12 protein-coding genes are annotated in these 14,568 nt (G+C 64.2%); 4 read left to right on the top strand and 8 right to left on the bottom strand.

The features are described 5' to 3' along the window. The first annotated feature begins 9 nt into the window (after positions 1 to 9). Entirely contained in the window at positions 10 to 918 is a 909-nt protein-coding gene (locus PY254_RS05515; RefSeq protein WP_281015162.1) for a phosphatidate cytidylyltransferase, read from the top strand. A 79-nt stretch (positions 919 to 997) separates the two neighbouring features. Continuing rightward, entirely contained in the window at positions 998 to 2,860 is a 1,863-nt protein-coding gene (locus PY254_RS05510; RefSeq protein WP_281014476.1) for an ATP-binding cassette domain-containing protein, read from the top strand. Positions 2,861 to 2,875: 15 nt separating this feature from the next. On the opposite strand, the gene PY254_RS05505 is transcribed toward PY254_RS05510, so the two are convergent. Continuing rightward, the gene (locus PY254_RS05505) at positions 2,876 to 3,400 is read right to left on the bottom strand and encodes a DUF3828 domain-containing protein (protein WP_281014475.1); all 525 of its coding nucleotides are present in this window, start codon (positions 3,398 to 3,400) and stop codon (positions 2,876 to 2,878) included. A 9-nt stretch (positions 3,401 to 3,409) separates the two neighbouring features. Continuing rightward, positions 3,410 to 3,793 carry a hypothetical protein gene (locus PY254_RS05500; protein WP_281014474.1) on the bottom strand — a complete coding sequence of 128 codons (384 nt, stop codon included), beginning with the start codon at positions 3,791 to 3,793 and terminating at the stop codon, positions 3,410 to 3,412. Between the two features lie 117 nt (positions 3,794 to 3,910). Here PY254_RS05500 and PY254_RS05495 point away from each other — a divergent pair, with 117 nt between their 5' ends. Both PY254_RS05495 and PY254_RS05490 read left to right on the top strand, forming a co-directional pair. After that, on the top strand, positions 3,911 to 4,540 hold the full coding sequence (locus PY254_RS05495) for a glutathione S-transferase family protein (protein WP_281014473.1): 630 nt from the start codon (positions 3,911 to 3,913) through the stop codon (positions 4,538 to 4,540). Between the two features lie 4 nt (positions 4,541 to 4,544). Then, positions 4,545 to 4,826, top strand: a complete 282-nt coding sequence (locus PY254_RS05490) for a GIY-YIG nuclease family protein (RefSeq protein WP_281014472.1) — start codon at positions 4,545 to 4,547, stop codon at positions 4,824 to 4,826. Positions 4,827 to 4,882: 56 nt separating this feature from the next. Here PY254_RS05490 and PY254_RS05485 read toward each other — a convergent pair whose 3' ends face one another. The 6 genes from PY254_RS05485 to PY254_RS05460 all read right to left on the bottom strand — a co-directional run bounded on the left by PY254_RS05485 (position 4,883) and on the right by PY254_RS05460 (position 14,478). Next, positions 4,883 to 6,250, bottom strand: a complete 1,368-nt coding sequence (locus PY254_RS05485; RefSeq protein WP_281014471.1) for a sensor histidine kinase — start codon at positions 6,248 to 6,250, stop codon at positions 4,883 to 4,885. Continuing rightward, entirely contained in the window at positions 6,240 to 7,646 is a 1,407-nt protein-coding gene (locus PY254_RS05480) for a sigma-54-dependent transcriptional regulator (RefSeq protein ID WP_281014470.1), read from the bottom strand. Before PY254_RS05480 ends, PY254_RS05485 begins: the two co-directional genes overlap by 11 nt. Positions 7,647 to 7,743: 97 nt before the next feature. After that, positions 7,744 to 8,484, bottom strand: a complete 741-nt coding sequence (locus PY254_RS05475) for a hypothetical protein (RefSeq protein ID WP_281014469.1) — start codon at positions 8,482 to 8,484, stop codon at positions 7,744 to 7,746. 359 nt (positions 8,485 to 8,843) lie between these two features. Then, complete coding sequence (locus PY254_RS05470; RefSeq protein ID WP_281014468.1) at positions 8,844 to 11,258, bottom strand: ADOP family duplicated permease; 2,415 nt, start codon at positions 11,256 to 11,258, stop codon at positions 8,844 to 8,846. Positions 11,259 to 11,260: 2 nt separating this feature from the next. After that, positions 11,261 to 13,717, bottom strand: a complete 2,457-nt coding sequence (locus PY254_RS05465) for an ABC transporter permease (protein WP_281014467.1) — start codon at positions 13,715 to 13,717, stop codon at positions 11,261 to 11,263. Next, complete coding sequence (locus PY254_RS05460) at positions 13,714 to 14,478, bottom strand: ABC transporter ATP-binding protein (protein ID WP_281014466.1); 765 nt, start codon at positions 14,476 to 14,478, stop codon at positions 13,714 to 13,716. Before PY254_RS05460 ends, PY254_RS05465 begins: the two co-directional genes overlap by 4 nt. Positions 14,479 to 14,568 lie beyond the last annotated feature (90 nt).

The raw sequence follows: 14,568 nt of genomic DNA, 5'->3' as shown, positions 1-14,568 counted from the left end.
TGGTGGGTGATGGGCGGTGTGCTGGCGCTGTTGCTGGTGGCCAGCGCGATTGGCTGGTGGCTGGCCCGGCGCGCGCCGGCCGACCGCCGTGAAGTGATCGACAACCTCAATGCGCGCATCCGCGCCTGGTGGTGGATGGCCGCGTTGCTGTGCGCCTGTTTCCTGCTGGGTCGGGCCACCACCCTGGTATTTTTCGCGCTGGCCTCGTTCTTCGCGCTGCGCGAATTCGTCACGCTCACGCCGACCCGGCGTGGTGATCACCTGCCGCTGGTGTTGTGCTTCTACGTGGCCATTCCGCTGCAGTACTGGCTGATCGCGGTCGACTGGTACGGCTTGTTCGCCATCTGCATCCCGGTCTACGGCTTCCTGTTGCTGCCCTCCATCACCGCCCTGCATGGCGATACCGAGAATTTTCTCGAACGCAGCACCAAGATCCAGTGGGGCCTGATGCTCACCGTCTACTGCGTCAGCTACGCCCCGGCGGTGTTGCTGCTGCATATCCCGGGCTACGAAGGGCAAAGCCTGCTGTTGATGCTGTACCTGTTGCTGGTGGTGCAGATCAGCGACGTCCTGCAATACGTGTTCGGCAAACTGTTCGGCAAGCACAAGCTGGCGCCGAAAGTGAGCCCGTCCAAGACCGTGGAAGGCCTGGTCGGCGGCGGCCTCAGTGCCACCCTGATCGGTGCCAGCCTGTGGTGGATCACCCCGTTCACGTTCTGGGGCTCGGCCGGCATCTCGCTGGTGATCGTGCTGGCCGGTTTCCTTGGCGGGCTGGCCCTGTCGGCGGTCAAGCGCAGCATTGGCGCCAAGGACTGGGGCGACATGATCGAAGGCCACGGCGGCATCCTCGACCGTCTCGACTCAGTCACTTTCGCCGCGCCGATCTTCTTCCATATCGTGCATTACCAGTTCATGTAGCACTCGCCGGACGCGTTCTGGACCGCCATTTCCCACCGTTTAGCGGCGCGAACCTGGCAGCACCAGCTACAATGGGCGGATGTCTCTTATCCAATTGCAAAACGTCGACTTCAGCATCGGCGGCCCACTCCTGCTCGAACATGTCAATTTGTCGATCGAGGCGAACGAGCGTGTCTGCATCGTCGGTCGCAACGGCGAAGGCAAATCGACCCTGATGAAGCTGATCGCCGGCGAGCTGCATGCCGACGATGGCGAGGTGCGCTTGCAGAACGGCATCGTGGTGGCGCGCATGGCGCAGGAGGTGCCACATGGCACCGACGGCAGCGTGTTCGACGTGGTCGCCGAAGGTCTGGGCGATCTCGGCCGGCTGCTGGCGCGCTATCACCACCTGCTCGATGCGGGCGACTTCGACGCGCTCGGCGACGTGCAACACGAGATCGAGGCGCAACACGGCTGGGACCTGGATCGTCGCGTCAGCGACGTAATCAGCCAGCTGGAGTTGCCCGGCGAGACCGATTTCGCCGCACTGTCAGGCGGTATGAAGCGCCGCGTGCTGCTGGCCCAGGCGCTGGTGCGAAAGCCCGACGTGCTGCTGCTGGACGAACCGACCAACCATCTCGATATCGAAGCGATCGGCTGGCTGGAGACCTTCCTCAAGCAGTTTGCCGGCAGCATCATTTTCGTCACCCATGACCGCAGCTTCCTGCGCGCGCTGGCCACTCGCATCGTCGAGATCGATCGCGGCGCACTCACTGACTGGCCGGGCGATTACGACAACTACCTGCGCCGCCGCGAAGAACGCCTGCACGCCGAGTCACAGGCCAATGCGCTGTTCGACAAGAAGCTGGCGCAGGAAGAAGTGTGGATACGCCAGGGCATCAAGGCGCGACGTACCCGCAACGAAGGCCGCGTGCGCGCGCTGAAGGCGTTGCGCAATGAACGTTCGGAACGACGCAACCTCAATGGCAACGTGAAGATGACCGCCGCCACTGCGCAGTCGTCCGGCAAGAAGGTTATCGACCTCAAGAACGTGCATCAGGCGTATGACGGCCGCGTGCTGATCGACGACCTCAGCACCACCATTCTGCGCGGCGACCGCATCGGCATCATCGGGCCGAATGGCGCCGGCAAGAGCACCTTGCTGAAGATCATGCTGGGCGAGTTGAGCCCGTTGCAGGGCACGGCCGAGCTGGGCACCAGCATCCAGATCGCCTATTTCGACCAGCACCGCCTGCAACTCAACGACTCGCTCAACGCGCTGGACAACGTCGCCGAAGGTCGCGAGTTCATCGAGCTCAACGGCCAGCGCAAACACATCGTCGGTTACCTGCAGGATTTCCTGTTCTCGCCCGAGCGTTCGCGTGCGCCGATCACCCGCTTGTCCGGCGGCGAGCGCAACCGCCTGCTGCTGGCCAAGCTGTTCGCCCAGCCCTCCAACCTGCTGGTGATGGATGAACCGACCAACGACCTCGACGTGGAAACGCTGGAATTGCTGGAAGAACTACTGACCGATTACCAGGGCACCTTGCTGCTGGTGTCGCATGACCGCGCCTTCCTCGACAACGTGGTCTCCAGCACGCTGGTGCTCGAAGGCGAAGGCCAGATCGGCGAATACGTGGGTGGCTACACCGACTGGCTGCGGCAGAAGCCCATCGCCCGCGCCACCGGCAGCACGACAAAGCCGGCCGCCGCCGCTCCCGCGCCAGCCGCGCCCGCGGTGACGAAGCGCAAGCACAGCTTCAAGGAACAACAAGAGCTCGAACAGTTGCCCAAGCGCATCGAACAACTGGAGACCGAAATCGCGGCCCGTGGCGAGGCGATGAACGACCCGGCCTTCTTCAAGCAGGACAGCGCCAGCATCACCCAGGCCAACGAAGCCGTGAGCCGATTGCAGGCCGAGCTGGACACCGCTTACGCGCGCTGGAGCGAACTGGACGCCTGAAGCACGGGGCTTGCTTCAGCGATTGCCAGGCTGCGGCGCCTCTGCCGCCGCAGCCTGAATTTCGTCCTGCAACGAAGCACGCAGGCTGGGAATGTTTTCCGTCTGGATATCGGCAATGCGCCAGCCCGGCCCGCTGTGCACCAGCGACAACTCCAGATGTTGAGCCTGGCCAAGGTTCTGCAACGACACGCGCGCCGACCAGCCACCGCCTGCCGCTGGCTGCAGCACCCAGTTCACCGCGCTGACGGCGTGATCCTGGCATGCACACAGCGGGTCGGCATCGAGCACCCCGGCCTCACCCTTGAGCGACTGCCGATCCTGGCGCATCAGCGCCAATAACGAAGCCTCATAGATCGTAGCGGCGCGGACATCATCGATATCCAGCGGTATCCCGCTGGCGGAATAGCGGGAGTAAACCGTGTGCAGGAAGGCATCGACACCCGGCGAACCGCCGGCGTTGTCTGGCCTGGCACAGGCACTGCCGGCAACCGCAATCCATGCGAGCAATAGAGCAGTCGACAGCAACTTCAGAAATCGCATGAAAGCTCCTCAATGCCGATAGATCGCATAGCTCGGTTTGTGTGTGCGATAGCCGGGGCCAGCCCAGATATCCCGCTGCTTGAAATCCGAAACCCACTGCAGGCCATCGAACATCGCAATGTGTCCGGCCTGGCTGCCACCGGTATAGCTCTGAATGACCACTACATCGCCTTTCACCGCCGCATATCCGGCGCTGCCGTCGGTCGCCGTCGGGACGAAGCCGTGCGCCAGCAGATAGGGGCCATACGCCTTGGCGATGCCCGGGTGAGGTGTCACGTCAATACCGCCAGCCAGCAGTGCCCGCCGCACCGCCTGTGCGCAGAAACCGGTGGATTGCCCATGGGCATGGGCATCCAGGTACGTTACCGCCGCGTCAACATCGTAGTCTGCCATCTGCGGGTCCCTGTAGATGATGGATGTTCGAAGGCGCCAAACCCGACTATAGCGCCGGGACGATTCACAGATCAGCGCGGCGTATGATTCGTCGATCACTTTCTGTGGATATCTGCCATGTATACGCTCTATTTCGCACCCGGCTCGGCCAATCTGGTGGTCCATCTCGCCCTGCTGGAAATTGATGCCCCGCACACGCTGGAGCGCATCGACATTGCCGCCGGCCAGCAGCGCAGCGCAGCCTATCTGGCGATCAACCCGAACGGCGTTGTGCCGACCCTGATGGTCGATGGCGCGCCGCATGGGGAAGCGGCGGCACTCACGATGCTGCTGGCCGAGCGGCATCCCGAAGCCGCGCTGGCGCCCGCCGCTGGCAGCGCACAGCGCGGCGACTACCTGCAGTGGATGTTCTATCTCGCGAATTCTTTGCAGCCGCTGTTTCGCCAGTGGTTCTACCCCGGCGACCACCTGCCGGACGCTGCTGAGTCCGTGCAGGAAGCCGCGCGCATCGGTATCGAAAAGTGCTGGTCGCATATCGACGCCCATCTCGCCAAGCACGGCCCGTACCTGTTGGGCGAGCAATTCAGCGTGGTTGACCTGTATGCACTGATGCTGATGCGTTGGTCGCGCAACATGCCGCGTCCGGCCACCGAGTGGCCGCCGCTGGCAGCACTGGCGACGCGACTGAAGGCACGTCCGTCGTGGCGACAAGTCTGTGTAGCGGAAGAACTGGTTGAGTGGGCCTGAGCGCATGAGCGACCCGGACGCGCCCAGCGACAAGGGCTGGGCCGTCTACCTGCTTGAATGCACCGACGGCCGCGTTTACACCGGCATCGCCCGTAATCCCGAGCAGCGCTATGCAAAGCATCTCGCCGGCAAAGGCGCGCGCTTCACCCGCTCCAACCCACCGAAGCAATTGCTCGGCTGGGTCTGGGTCGAAAGCCACGGCGATGCACTGCGGCTGGAAATCGCCTGGAAGAAATTGCCACGTGCCGAACGCGTCGCCGCCCTGCACTTGGCTACTACCGCGTAGGAGCCCGCTGGCGGGCGATGCTCTTCAAGACAACAGCAACGCCCGCCAGCGGGCTCCTACGACGCCAACGCGGCAGCGGACTCGCGCGGTAACCAAAATTGAGCCACCACGCCGAGGCCATCCTCGCGCGGACTCAGACTGACCCCGCCTTCGTGCGCCTCGGCGATCTGCCGCACCAGTGCCAGACCGATGCCCGAACCACCGGGCTTGGTGGTGAAGAACGGTACGAACAGGTTGTCGCTGCCGGGCAGACCGTGGCCGTCGTCGAGAATTTCCACCACGGCGCGCTCACCTTCGACGCGCCAGCGCACGAGCACCTGGCCACCCACCGGCAAGCTGGCCTCCACCGCATTACGCAGCAAGTTGATCAGGGCCTGTTCGATCTGGTCCGGATCAGCCTGTACCGGCAACGCCGGCCCGTGCTCGACCTGCACCGCAAGGCGCTGTTCCAGCCGCGCCACCGCACCAATGCGTTCGGCCAGATCAATCAGTCGTTTCTGCGGCGGCGGCAGCGCGGCAAGCTTGCTGTAACCGGTGAGAAAGCGCGCCAACGCTTCGGCACGATGGCTGATCACCTGCAAACCGCCACGTGCATCCTCTTGCCAGTCCTCCGGCAACGGTTCACGCACCACCAGCGTCGCCAGCGTGCCCGCCAGGGAGTGGATCGATGCCAGCGAATTGTTGACCTCGTGGCCAAGCACGCGCAGCAGACGCTGCCAAGCCTGGCGTTCTTCTTCACGTAGCGCGCGGCCGACATCGTTGATGACCAGCAACTGGCCGTTGCGGCCTTCGTTGCGCAGCGGCGCGTGGCGAATCTCGAAGCGTCCGCTGCGGCCTGGAAACACCTGTCGAATGACTTGCCCTGACGGCGCAGCCAGCAGCACATCCAGCCCCAGTTCGTCCGCTCGCTGACCGATCAGCGCATGGCGTTCCCCGGTCAGCAGGCGCTGCGCGGCCGGATTGAGCAGGCGCAGGCGAGCGTCGCTGTCGAACACGAACACCGCGCTGTCCAGTGCCGACAGGGTCTTGCCGAGCAGGCGCGCGGAATCCTCTGATTGCAGGCGCTCATGTTGCAGCCGGTCAGCCAGCGCGTTGATGTCGTAGATCACGTCGCCCAGCACGCCGCCGCGCACACCGCGCAGGCTGTAGTCGCCTTCGCGCAGCGCTTCGAGCAGACCGCTCAGCGTGTACAGCGGATACACCACGCGCCGGTGCTGCCACCGTGTGAGCAGCGCGGAGAGCGACAGTACGATAATGAGGATGGCCCAGCACAGCTCGACCGGTGGCTTGCCGGCGAACAACACGATCAGCAAGGCCACCAGCGCCGGCAGTGCCACCAGCCAGCCACCGAATAGCACTCGCCGCTCGAACGCCGGCATGCGTGACCGTCGTCGGGGTGGGGTACTGGCGGGCTCAGATGTCATCGGCACTCGACGGATCGCGCAAGTCGTGTTTTTCCATCCGCCGATACAGCGTCTGGCGGGTAATCCCCAGCGCATCGGCGGCATGCTGCAGATTGCCGTCATGGCGCTCCAGCGCACGTCGCACCAGATGCGCCTCGGCCTGGTCGATGGTCATGTCATCGAGTTCCGTTGAGGCTGCGATCGCGGTGGCGCCCGTCGGACCGGGGCCGAAGGCCAGCGCCGAATCGCTGATCAGATCCTGCTCGGCCAGCAGTGCTGCGCGCTCCATCAAGTGACCGAGTTCACGAACATTTCCCGGCCAACGCCAGGCCAGCAACGCGCGTTCGGCCGACGACGCCAGACGCAAACCATGACGGCCGTAGCGTGCGCCACTGCGCTCCAGAAAACGGCGTGCCAACGGCAGGATGTCGGCCGCACGCTCGCGCAGCGGCGGCAGTCGGATCTCCAGCGTGTTGAGTCGATACAGCAGATCCTTGCGGAAGCGCCCCGCTTCGACTTCGACGGCGAGATCGGCATTGGTCGCCGAAACCAGTCGCACATCGGCGCTCTGCGTGCGCGACGAACCGAGCCGCTCAAACTCGCCATCTTCCAGTACACGCAACAATTTCGGCTGCTGCGAAATCGGCACGTTGCCCACTTCGTCGAGAAACAAGGTGCCGCCATCGGCCAGCTCGTAACGGCCGATGCGCTCGCTCTTGGCATCGGTATACGCGCCGCGCACATGACCGAACATTTCCGACTCGAACACGTTCTCGGCGATACCGCCCATGTTGACCTTGACCAGTGCTTTGCCGGCGCGTCGCGACTGCGCGTGCAGCGCCTGTGCGATCACACCCTTGCCGGTGCCGTTTTCGCCCAGCACCAGCACGTTCGCGTCACTGGGGGCGACGCGAGCAACCAGATCCATCACCCGACGCATCGCCGCGGACTCGGCGATGAGCATCTCGCCACCACCACGCAGCAAGGCATTCTCTGCTTCCAGCCGTCGCTGCCGTCGCGCGCTCTCGCCCAGCGCCATCTGATTGCGCACGATGCTGAGCACGCGTGCGTTGTCCCACGGCTTCTCGATGAAGTCGCCGGCACCGCGGCGCAGCGCATCCACCACCAGCGGCACGTTGCCCCACGCCGTCATCACCACCACCGGCAATTCCGGCGCGTGCTGGCGCAATTGATCCAGCAGCGCCAGACCTTCATCGCCCGACGTGGTATCGCGGGTGTAATTAAGGTCGATCAATGCACAGCTGAAATCGCACTTTCCAACAACCTCCTGTGCCGCTGCGGGGCCATCCACGCCGATACTGGCGATGCCTTCGGACTTCAGCAGCAGCCGCAGCGCCTCGCGCACATCGGCCTGATCATCGACCAGCAACACGGTGGGATGGGACTGACTGACCACGCCTTGAACTCCAGAATGATTGACTGCCGCTCACCAGACTTCCGACTTGAGCTGCACCACGAGCTCGCCGGAAGCCTGGGAAATGTAACGCATCGACTTACCGCTTTGCGGCTTTGCCGTCCGCCAGATCGTCCGCCGTCAACACGCGCTGCGACTCGCCTTTGGCATCGAGAAACCGGATCTCGGCTTTACCTTCGGGCGTGACCAGCAGCTGCAGTCGGGGCTTGCCGTTCGCATCGTTGAGCATCACCACCGAGTTGTTGCTCAGCGATTTGCCGGCGTAGTAGCGTGGTGCACCGTAGTATTGCCTGCTATCGCGCGCGGCCATCAATGCGTCGCGCTCCTTCGCAGGCATGGCGTCCAGTTTGGCCTGCTCGTCCATGTCTTGCATGATCGGTCGATCCGGCACATCGTTCACCTGCATGCCGGCCAGCGTGCGACCGTTCCGGTCCAGACCGATCAGCTGCAATTGCTGATCCTGATCGTAGCGATCAAACGTGAGACTGAGACCGCTGCTGACCTTGCCGTCCACCGACTTGCTGCCAGCGAAGATCAGCCCACCCTGCTCGCTACCCTCGTCGTTGAAAAACAGCATGCCGGCCTGTGTGCGCTCATGGGCATATTCCTTGCCGTGCAGGATCAACCCGGGAAACGCTGCATGATCTGAGATCACCATGCGCAAGGTGCCATCGGGTTCCCGCACATTGATGCGCTGCACGTCGATGGTGTCGAATTTTGCGTTCATCGGCGAGCGCGCTCCGCTCAGTATCAACACCGCAAACGCACCGGTAAGCACCGTGGCGTAGACGCCCAGATAGGTCTTGGGAAACTTGGGCATGACAGAACTCCTTGTGTCAGAAAAAGGGCAACGCAAACTCATTTGCAGGGCATCGCGACGCGCGGCTGGGCGCGCAGCGCGCGATGGAAGAACAAACGCCTGTTTCCACGCAGTCTCCAGCGCATCAACGGGGCCATCCACGCCCGTGCCGGGATTCCCCCGGACCTCGGCAGCAGGCGCAATGTCTCGCGCACGGCCGCCTGATCATCAACCAGCAGCACCGTGGGAAACACTTCACAGCTCAGGAGTGTCCCGTCATGGATGCAGCCGCCACATTGTAGGAGCCGGCCGGCGGGCGATGCTCTTCTCGCGGAAATCGGCATGCGAGCTTCGCAACAGCTTGGCCCGCCAGCGCTCGCCTACTCGCAGCGCAAGGCGACGGCTGGGGCGACCCGCAGCGCACGCGCCACCGGCACCAGCGATGCGACCACCGCGACCAGCACCACCATCAGCAGCACCGGAACAAACACGCGCATGTCATGCGCCTGCGTGTGCAAGCCAGGATCGGCCAACAGCCCGGACCACGGCCACGCCAGCAGCAGGCCGACGCCCAAACCCAGTCCCAGCTGCCACAGGAGTTGCCGTCCGACCTCGCGCACGATAGCCGCGCTGCCGGCACCAATCGCCCGGCGAATGCCGAACTCCCGCGTGCGCTGCGCCACCGAGAAGGCCAGCACGCCATACAGTCCGGCGGCCGCAAGCATCAGCGCCACCAGCCCCAGCGCGCTGAACACCTGGGTCAGCACCAGCAGACCGATGCGCCCGGAAGCCATCAGGTGCGACTGGCTGCGGACATAGTGCACGGCCGCCTGCGCATCCACGCTGCGCACCAGCGCCGTGAGGCGTGGCCCGTAAGCATAGGCATCCGCGCGCGTGCGCACCGCCAGTCCAACCGCCGCCAACGGCGACATGCCTTGCGACTGCTGCAGCGGCACCAGAAATCCCGGCACCGAGCGCTCCATCTCGGTATCGAGCTGCAATGGCTCGATCACACCGACCACAGTGACCGTGACCGACCATGGCTGCTCCGGATAGAGCACCAGCGACTGACCCACCGCATCCTGACCGGGCCACAGTGCAATGGCGGTTTTGCGATCAATGACGGTGACCTGCTGGCTGTCAGCACGATCCCGTGTATCGAAGAACCGGCCGGCCAGCAGGTGCACGCCATAGGTATCGAGGAAGTGTCCATCGACGATACCCATCTGCGCCTCCGTCCAGCCACCAGACGGACGTGAGCGACCCTTTACGCCGATCATCTCGTGACTGCCAAGCCGCGCGCCGGGAACGGCATTGGCCACCGTGGCGTCCAGTACCGCCGGGTCTGCCCGCAAGCGCTCGGCCAAGCTGCTGAAGAAGCGAATGCGCTCGACGTCCCTGGCATACGCCTTCGGTGGTAGTGCCACTTCGGCGGTCAGCACATGGCTGGCGTCGGCAGCCCCGGCCGGCGGCACCGCCAACAGCTGACCCAGCGAGCGCACGAAGGTGCCGGCACCGACCAGCAACACCACGGTCAGCACGATTTCCATGACCACCAGCCCCTTGGCGATACGCGCGAACGCACCGCCCGAACCCCTGCTGCCTTCGCGCAAGGCATCCTGCATGTCCGCGTGGGAGGCGCGCCAGGCCGGTATCAATCCGGCCAGCGCGGTGGTGAGAAATGCCACGAGAATGGCGAAGACCAGCACCCCGCCGCTGATGCCGAAATGCTGGAACCCGGGCGGTTGCCGGTCAGCGGCCATGTACGCGGAAATGATCCAGCGGTTGCCGAAGTAGACGATCGGCAACGCCACTGCCAGGGACAGCACGCCCAGCAGCAGGCTTTCGGTCAATACCCCAAGCATCAACCGTGCACGGCTGCTGCCCAGTGCACTGCGCAAGGCCAGCTCGCGACGCCGGCTCAAGGTCTGCACCAGTTGCAGGTTGGCCACGTTGACGCACGCCAGCAACAACACCAGCGACGCGGCCGCGAACATCAGCCAGACCCAGCGCAGCATGTCTTCGGGCGCAAAGCTGACCGACAGCGGCTTGGCCGTCAGTGGCTGCTGCATCTGCCACGACTTCGATTGCTGCCGCAGCTGGGCATCCAGTGCGCCCAGTTGCGAACGTGCCTGGGCCAGACTGACATCGGGCTTGAGCCGCCCGACCATGTACACCTCGTCGTGCTGCCCCGTGCGCGGTTGCAGCGGCATCCATATCTGGCTGACACCCGGAAACCCGATCGCTGCCGGCAGCACGCCGACGACCGTTGCCCATTCACCATTGACCCGCACGGCACGCCCGATCACCGCAGGGTCGGCATCAAACTCGTGCCGCCACAAGCTTTCGCCGATCAGCATCACCGGGGCGGCATCGGGCACATCGTCCGCCGCGCCAAAGCCGCGACCCAGCAGCGGCTTGACGCCCAGCAGATCCATCATCGACGACGTCCATACCGTGCCGATGTAAAAGCCGGTGCCATGACCGTGGTCCATGCCAATGCCGACCGCCGCGTAGGCGCCATCCTCATTCAGTCCCTGCAAACGGGCATGCAGATCGAGGTACTGGCTGCTGTCGACATCGCCGATGCCACTGCCGTTGTCATGCACCTCGCCGATGGCCAGCAGGCGGTCAGCCTGTGGAAACGGCAGCGGTTGCAACACCAGGGTGTCGATCAGGCTGAAAAGGAACAACAGCACGCCCAGCCCCAGACCCAACATGCCGATCGACAAGCCGGTGTAACCCGGCCGGGCCAGCAGGCGTCGCCACGCACTACGGAATTCACGCACGATCATGGTCATTCTCCGCGCAACGCGCGCATGGGATGGGTGCGACCGGCGCGCAGCGCCGGGATCAAGCAGGCCAGCAGACCGGCAAACAAAAGCACGGCGCAGGATGCAGCGATGGACCATGGATCGAATACGCTGCGACCCAGTTGCACGACGACCGCACGCAGCACGCGCGCTCCGGCCGCACCCAGTACGAGTCCGGCCAGCAGTCCAAACACGATCTGCAGCAGACCCACGCGCAACACCAGCAGCCACAAGCCACGTGGCGATGCACCCAGGGCGGCGCGCACGCCTAGCTCGCGCTCACGCAAGGCCACCGCCACGGCCATCACCGCGTACATGCCCATGCCAGCGAGCAGCAGGGCCAGAGCACTGAACAAGCCGACCAGCATCAGGTCGAACTCCGTATCGGTGGTGGTGTTGCGCACGACATAGGCCATGCTTTGCACGTGGCTGATCGGCTGTTCGGGCGCCACTTCGCTCACCGCCCGCTGGACCGCTGCACGGTAGTTGTCGGGCTGACCATGCACCTTGAGCGCAAAACGCATCGGCTCATACGAGCGGAATGCACGCAGGTCGTCGTCCGACACTTGGGTCAGCGGCAGGTAGAGGATCGGCAACACCGAATCCGGATCTTCCGGACCGAACTGATAGGTATTGGCGACCACGCCGACGATGCGTGCCGACAGCATGTCGGCGCCAGAACCTTGCTGGATCATCTGGCCCAGGGCATGGCCGCCGTAATACATGGCGGCAAATTTCTGATTGACGATGGCGACCGCTTCGCCGCCATGTACATCGGTATGGTCGAACAACCGACCCTGCCGCAGATGGATGCCAAAGACCTCGAAAAAAGCGGGATCGATACCGCGAAACTGTGCATTGAAATTCTCGCCACCGAGCACATGCAGGCCGCCGGTATTCCATTGGCCGCTGAAGTCACCGGCCGGCAGGTTGGTCCCCGCCTCGGCCTGCAGCACACCCGGAATCTGTTTCAGGCGATCACCCAGTCGCTGGGTCAACTGCCGTACCGCGGCAGCATCGGGATAGATCGCCTTGACCGGCGCCAGCTCGAAGGTGAGCACGTTGCGCGCATCGAAGCCGAGATCAACGCGGTCGGCGGCGAGCCGGCTGTGCAGGAACACGCCGGTTGCGCAGAGCAGCAACGAAGCCAGCGCCACCTGCGCGATCACCAGAATCTTGCCAAGTATTCCGCTGCGCCGACTCAATCCGCTGCGCCCACCTTCACGCAGGCTGTCAATCGACAACGCCGCGCGGCCGCGCCACAGCCCCAGCAGCGTGGCGATCAAGGCACCGAACAAGCCGATGCCGGCAGCCAGCGTCCACGCCTCACGTCCCAGACTCAGGCCGCCGGGACGCATCCATTCCACCGCCATCCCGTCGAGTGGCATCCATGTACGCAACGCCAGCAGACCCAGCGCGGCCAGCCCCTGCCCCAGCAGCAAACCGCCGAGTCCGATCAGCACACCCTCGGCCATCGACGGTAACGCTACCCGCCAATGCGGCGCACCCAGCGCACCGCGCACGGCAGCATCATGGCTGCGCCCGATCGCGCGCAGCATCATCAGATTGGTCAGGTTGACCAGCGCGATCACCAGCAACAGCGCGGCACAAGAGAGCCACATGAGTGAGGTTGCATGCTGGTCCGCATGTTGAACCGTTCCGAAGTCCTGCGCGCCAAAGTGCGCGTTGTGCCAGTAGTCACCGCCATAGGCGTGACTGCCTTGCGCGGCGTAGAAGGCACGCAGACGCGTGTCCACCTGCGCACTCAAGGCCTCGCGCGAAACGCCTGGCGACAGCCGCGCCACCGCGGTGTAATTGGTGCCGTCATCACGCGAACGCGCAGAGAACGCGGTGGGCAATGCGATCGATGCCTGCCCCAGATCGAAGCCTGCCGGCAGCACACCGACGATCACATGCGCCAGACCTTCCACCTGCATGGTCTGCCCGACCACCGCGGCATTGCCGCCAAAGTGGTGCAGCCAGAAGTCGTGATACAGGATCACCGCAGGCGGCCCATGCGGCTGATCTTCGTGCGCGGTGAAGTTGCGTCCCAGCGCAAGTTGCACGCGCAGCGTGGGCAACAGACCACGGTCGATTTCCAGCGCCGGCACCTGCACCGGCTCACCCGTGCCCGCAATATTCGTCGCGCTTTGCCCATCCTTGAACAGACCCAGCGAACCGATCCCGGGCAGATCCGTCAGCTGCTGGTATTGCTGAGGCGACACCGCCTGCACCTGACCCTGCTGCAGTTGACCAGGAACAACCAGCTGATGCGGCTCGGCATACGGCAGCGGCTGCAACAAGATGCCGTTGATCAAGGTAAACACGGCACTGGTCGAGCCCACGCCCAACGCCAGCACGCCGACCGCCAACAACAGGAATCCCGGCCGTAGCAGGCTGGCGCGCCAGGCGCGCAAAACTTCGCTCAACCACACCTTCACGCGACGACTTCCACGCGCTGGCCGATCAACGCGTCGATGCGCAGTTCGTCTTCGCGGCGTAGCCGATCGAAGGTTTCCTCATCCACCACGCGGCCATCGAACATGCGGATCTTGCGTTGCGCCAGTTCCGCGTAACGACTGTCATGGGTGACCATGCAGATGGTCGCACCACCCTTGTGCAATTCGTCCAGCAGGGCCATTACCGCCTCGCCATTGCGCGAGTCGAGGTTGCCGGTCGGTTCATCGGCGAGCAGGATCGCCGGCTTGCCCACCAGCGCACGCGCCACTGCCACGCGCTGCTGCTGACCACCGGAAAGCTGCGCCGGATAGTGCCGCATGCGATGCGCCATGCCGACCCGCTCCAGTGCCTCCTGCACCCGCTCGCGTCGTTCGGCGGCACTGATGCCACTGCGGTAGGTCAGTGGCAGCTCGACGTTTTCCTGCACGCTGAGGTCGCCGATCAGGTTGAAGGCCTGGAAGATGAAACCGATCTCCGCGTTGCGAATGCGCGCGCGCTCGGCGGCGTTCATGCCGGCAACGTTATGACCGTTCAACACATAGCTGCCGGAACTCGCGGTATCGAGCAGGCCGAGGATCGACAACAGCGTGCTCTTGCCACAGCCGGAAGGCCCGGAGATGGAAACGTATTCGCCCAAACGGACGTCCAGATGTACGTCGCTCAGCGCATGCGTTTCCACTTCGTCGGCCTGGAAGACCTTGCGGATGCCACCGAGGGTGATGACTTTGCTGCTGTCGTTCATGGGTTGGTCCTGGTTCGGAAAGGTCTGCAATGTCGATGGTTGGATTGACGCCGTTCCTGCAGGATGGGTAGTGCCCGCCACTCTTGCCGG

This window comes from Rhodanobacter sp. AS-Z3 (genome assembly GCF_029224025.1).
In the GTDB taxonomy this organism is placed as follows: Bacteria; Pseudomonadota; Gammaproteobacteria; order Xanthomonadales; family Rhodanobacteraceae; genus Rhodanobacter.
This window is presented reverse-complemented; position numbering and strand designations above follow the sequence as displayed.

What these genes read in the sequence shown, in the direction of transcription:
- PY254_RS05490 (WP_281014472.1), top strand. Translation starts at nt 4,545, where the DNA reads ATGAGCGACCCGGACGCGCCCAGCGACAAGGGCTGGGCCGTCTACCTG.
- PY254_RS05485 (WP_281014471.1), bottom strand. Translation starts at nt 6,250, where the DNA reads ATGACATCTGAGCCCGCCAGTACCCCACCCCGACGACGGTCACGCATG.
- PY254_RS05460 (WP_281014466.1), bottom strand. Translation starts at nt 14,478, where the DNA reads ATGAACGACAGCAGCAAAGTCATCACCCTCGGTGGCATCCGCAAGGTC.
- PY254_RS05505 (WP_281014475.1), bottom strand. Translation starts at nt 3,400, where the DNA reads ATGCGATTTCTGAAGTTGCTGTCGACTGCTCTATTGCTCGCATGGATT.
- PY254_RS05470 (WP_281014468.1), bottom strand. Translation starts at nt 11,258, where the DNA reads ATGATCGTGCGTGAATTCCGTAGTGCGTGGCGACGCCTGCTGGCCCGG.
- PY254_RS05475 (WP_281014469.1), bottom strand. Translation starts at nt 8,484, where the DNA reads ATGCCCAAGTTTCCCAAGACCTATCTGGGCGTCTACGCCACGGTGCTT.
- PY254_RS05510 (WP_281014476.1), top strand. Translation starts at nt 998, where the DNA reads ATGTCTCTTATCCAATTGCAAAACGTCGACTTCAGCATCGGCGGCCCA.
- PY254_RS05515 (WP_281015162.1), top strand. Translation starts at nt 10, where the DNA reads ATGGGCGGTGTGCTGGCGCTGTTGCTGGTGGCCAGCGCGATTGGCTGG.
- PY254_RS05495 (WP_281014473.1), top strand. Translation starts at nt 3,911, where the DNA reads ATGTATACGCTCTATTTCGCACCCGGCTCGGCCAATCTGGTGGTCCAT.
- PY254_RS05500 (WP_281014474.1), bottom strand. Translation starts at nt 3,793, where the DNA reads ATGGCAGACTACGATGTTGACGCGGCGGTAACGTACCTGGATGCCCAT.